Source organism: Curtobacterium sp. B18 (assembly GCF_000333375.1).
Lineage (GTDB): Bacteria > Actinomycetota > Actinomycetes > Actinomycetales > Microbacteriaceae > Curtobacterium.
In genome coordinates, this window is the sequence record NZ_BACZ01000680.1 from 1 (window position 1) to 3599 (window position 3599).

A 3599-nucleotide genomic window follows, 5' to 3' on the forward strand; every position below is an offset into this window, starting at 1 on the left:
GGCCCGGGCCGACGGGTACCGCCTGGCGGTCGCGCACGTCGCGTCGCTCGTCGGCTGAGTCGGTCCCAGGAGGCGCGGGTCGGGCCCGCACGCGCCCTCCCGTCCCACGCACGGCCGCGTCCGTGCCCGGTACCCCGCGCCTGACACCCGGGCGCCCGGCGCCCGGTTCTTCCCAGAACGCGCGCGATGGAACGTCGTTCCGGGCGTACTCGGTCGGAACGTTCGACCAGGTACGCCCGAATCGACCAGGTACGCCCGAATCGACCAGGTACGCCCGAATCGACCAGGTACGCCCGAATCGACCAGGTACGCCCGGACGGGGCGCTAGAAGTCGGCGGGGCGCCGGACGTCGGTCGTGGCGGCGGTGGCGAAGCCCCCGCGGATGAGCGGCAGCGCCCGCTGGACGGCCTGGTCGATGCGGAGCTCGAGGTCGACGTTCGCGATGTCGTAGCCGCCGTCGCGCTTGGTGAAGTCGCGCTCGTTGCCGAAGACGCCGATGGGCAGCGTGGTCGACTGGAAGAAGCCGAACAGCGGGCGCATCTGGTGCTCGACGAGCAGGGCGTGCCGATCGCTCCCGCCGGTCGCGGTGAGCAGCACCGGGGTGTCGACGAGGTCGTACTGCCCGATCCAGTCGAAGAAGAGCTTGAACGCACCCGAGTAGGCGGCGCGGAACGCCGGGCTGCCGACGACGAGGACGTCCGCCGCCTCGACGGTCTCGAGTGCGCGGCGGGTGCGGTCCGACATCGCCTCACGGGACGGCGAGGCACCGAGGTCGGCGAGCAGCGGCCCGATCTCGATCGTCTCGGTGCGGGCGTCGTCGATCTCCTGCCCGAGGCGCGCCACCGTCGCCGCCACCAGGGTGGACGTCCGCGAGGGGTCCGAGGGGCTGCCACTGACGCCGACGACGAGTTCTCCGCTCATGGGGTCGATGCTCACACGACCGCGGTCCCGGCGGTCGGCGTGTGACGGCATGTGTCGGGTTCCAGGGGCGCCGCGTACCGTCCGCGCCATGCAGACGTTCCTGCCGCTCCCGGACTTCCGCGCTTCGGCCGAGGCCCTCGACGACCGGCGCCTCGGCAAGCAGCGCGTCGAGACGCTGCAGGTCATGCGGGCACTGACGCTGCCGGACTACGGCTGGCAGCACCACCCCGTCACGGCGATGTGGCGGGGCTACCGACCGGCACTCATGGCGTACCAGCGGGCCACCTGCGACGTCTGGACCGAGCGCGGACACGCCGACACGTGCCTTGCGAAGACCCTCGCGGACCTCGCACTCGTCCCCGCGGACCTGGCGGCGTACGAGCGGGACGAGTACCCGGTGCCGCCGTGGAACGCTGACCCCGCCGTCCACCGCTCACACCGGTCGAAGCTCGTGCAGAAGGCGCCGGAGCACTACCGACCGCTGTTCCCGGACGTGCCGGACGACCTCGACTACGTGTGGCCGGGGACGGTCGCGCCGGTCACGCGATGACGACGAGCCTCCCAGCGCTCCTCAGGCGATCGGGGTCCAGCGACCGCCGTCACGACGGGTGACGACGACGGAGCGCACCTCGGCCGTCGTGCGCAGACCGGTCGCGGTGTGCTCCGCGACGGCCTCGGCGACGTCGTCGGACGGCGCCTCGAACCGGACGACGGCGCACGGGACACCGCGCAGTAGCCGGACGTCGCGGGCCTCGACCACCACGAGCTCGGCGACGAGCCCGGCGGCGGTCGGCAGCACGGCATCAGGGGCGGTGTCGGCCGCGAGCGCACCGACGGCGAGGGTCACGCGGTACGAGGGCACGGGCCCACGCTAGCGCGCGCCGCCGCTGCCGCCGCGCACGAGCGTTCGGGCGCTCGTGCGCGTTGGCGCGGCGCACCCGGACCCGCCGTGGGCACAGGGGTTCCGGGCGTCGCACAGGGGAAGCGACGCCCGTGCCCACGACGGGTCACAGGTGCTGCGGAGCACGACGGATCAGGGGGTGTCGTGCCCCGCGCCGGACCGAGGTCAGGGGGCCTGGTCCGGCTCGTCGCACCGTGGCGTCCGCAGGGGGTCGGACGCGACGGTGCTGGTCCTCAAGGGTGTTCGGTGTCCTCTCGGTACCGGTCTGTCTCGGTCGGTGCGGGCATCGACCGTCGGGCCGCGGCGGGGCGGACCATGGGGAGCAGGGCGCTCCCGAGGGTCGCGAGGGCTCCGACGACGGCGATGAGCCCGAGCGGGGCGGTGCCGAGGTCGTGCTGCGCGGCCAGGACGAGCGCCACGACGGTCGCGGGTGCAGGGAGGAGCTGGACCGCCCGGAAGTGGTCCTCCTGCCGGACCCGAGTCGTCATCGCGTTTGCCATGTGAACACTCTGACGCACTTCGTCGGTCCGCAAAAGGGGGGACACCACCCCACTCATGGAGTAGAACGTCTAGTACACCCATGGTGGGGCTCAAGCAAGCGCGCGGACCGTCCCGACCGCGGTCGCGACGGTGTCGACGACCACCGGGACGTCCGACGCGCTGAGACCGGCGTCGAACGTCAGGCGCAGCGCCGTCCGGGCGACGTCGTCGGACAGACCGAGCGCCGTCAGCACGTGCGAGGCCTCGGTGCTGCCGGCCGCGCACGCGCTCCCCGACGACGACACGACGTCGCGCTCCTCGAGCTCGAGCAGGACCGTCTCGCCGTTCACCCCGGGGAAGCAGAACGAGGCGTGCCCTGGCAGCCGTGACGTCCGCGACCCGGTGACGAACGCACCGGGGACCGACCGGAGCACGCCGTCGAGCACGGCGTCCCGGGTGGTGGTCGCGGTCCGGGCCGCGTCGTCCCGGGTCGCGGCGACGAGCGCCGTGGCCGTGGCGACGCCGACGGCTCCCGCGACGTCCTCGGTGCCGGACCGCCTCCCCCGCTCCTGCCCGCCGCCGTGCAGCAGCGGTTCGAGCGGCACGCCGGACCGGACGGCGAGCACCCCGGTGCCCTTCGGCGCGCCGAGCTTGTGGCCCGAGACGGACACCGCGTCGACGCCGAGCACGTCGAGTCCGACGGGCAGCCACGGCGCCGACTGGACCGCGTCGGTGTGGAACCGCGCCCCGACGCCGTGCGCGACCTCGGCGAGCGCCGGCACGTCCTGCACGGTACCGATCTCGTTGTCGGCGTGCGCGATCGAGACGAGGGTGGTGTCCGGACGGAGCCCCGCCCGGAGGACGTCCGGCGTGACGACGCCCTCGCGGTCCACGGGCAGGACGGTGACGTCGAACCCGTGGAAGCGCTCGAGGTACCGGCAGCTCTCGAGCACCGCCTCGTGCTCGATCGCACTGGTGACGACGTGGCGTCCGCGCGGGTCGGCGAGCGCGATGCCCTTCACCGCGGTGTTCGCGCCCTCGGTGCCCCCGGTGGTGAACACGACCTCGGCCGGGCGGCACCCGAGGACCGCGGCGATCGTCGCCCGGGCGTCGGCGAGGCCACGTGCGGCGGCGTCGCCCACCGCGTGCGTGGAGGACGGGTTGCCGAACGTCCCGGTCAGGTACGGCCACATCGCCTCGAGCACCTCGCGGCGGACCGGCGTCGTGGCCGCTCGGTCCAGGTAGAACACCTCAGACGCCGGCGGTCGCGGCGACGGACACGTCGATGTCGAGGCCG

5 protein-coding genes are annotated in these 3599 nt (G+C 73.8%); 1 reads left to right on the forward strand and 4 read right to left on the reverse strand.

Annotated features, from left to right (window positions below; translation table 11 throughout):
• Nucleotides 1-324: 324 nt before the first annotated feature.
• Nucleotides 325-921, reverse strand: a complete 597-nt coding sequence (locus I5E_RS18180) for an NAD(P)H-dependent oxidoreductase (RefSeq protein WP_031263125.1) — start codon at nt 919-921, stop codon at nt 325-327.
• A gap of 88 nt (nt 922-1009) precedes the next feature.
• Between I5E_RS18180 and I5E_RS18185 the strand changes: the two genes are divergently transcribed.
• Nucleotides 1010-1471, forward strand: a complete 462-nt coding sequence (locus I5E_RS18185) for an MSMEG_6728 family protein (protein ID WP_022908245.1) — start codon at nt 1010-1012, stop codon at nt 1469-1471.
• 21 nt (nt 1472-1492) lie between these two features.
• Here the strand turns inward: I5E_RS18185 and I5E_RS18190 are convergent, their stop codons facing one another.
• The 3 genes from I5E_RS18190 to I5E_RS18200 form a co-directional block, all read right to left on the reverse strand.
• Nucleotides 1493-1783: a hypothetical protein gene (locus I5E_RS18190; protein WP_022908246.1), complete on the reverse strand. Its 291-nt coding sequence runs from the start codon at nt 1781-1783 to the stop codon at nt 1493-1495.
• 272 nt (nt 1784-2055) lie between these two features.
• Entirely contained in the window at nt 2056-2322 is a 267-nt protein-coding gene (locus I5E_RS24855) for a hypothetical protein (protein ID WP_148287045.1), read from the reverse strand.
• Between the two features lie 90 nt (nt 2323-2412).
• Complete coding sequence (locus I5E_RS18200) at nt 2413-3552, reverse strand: cysteine desulfurase family protein (RefSeq protein WP_022908248.1); 1140 nt, start codon at nt 3550-3552, stop codon at nt 2413-2415.
• Between the last annotated feature and the right edge of the window lie 47 nt (nt 3553-3599).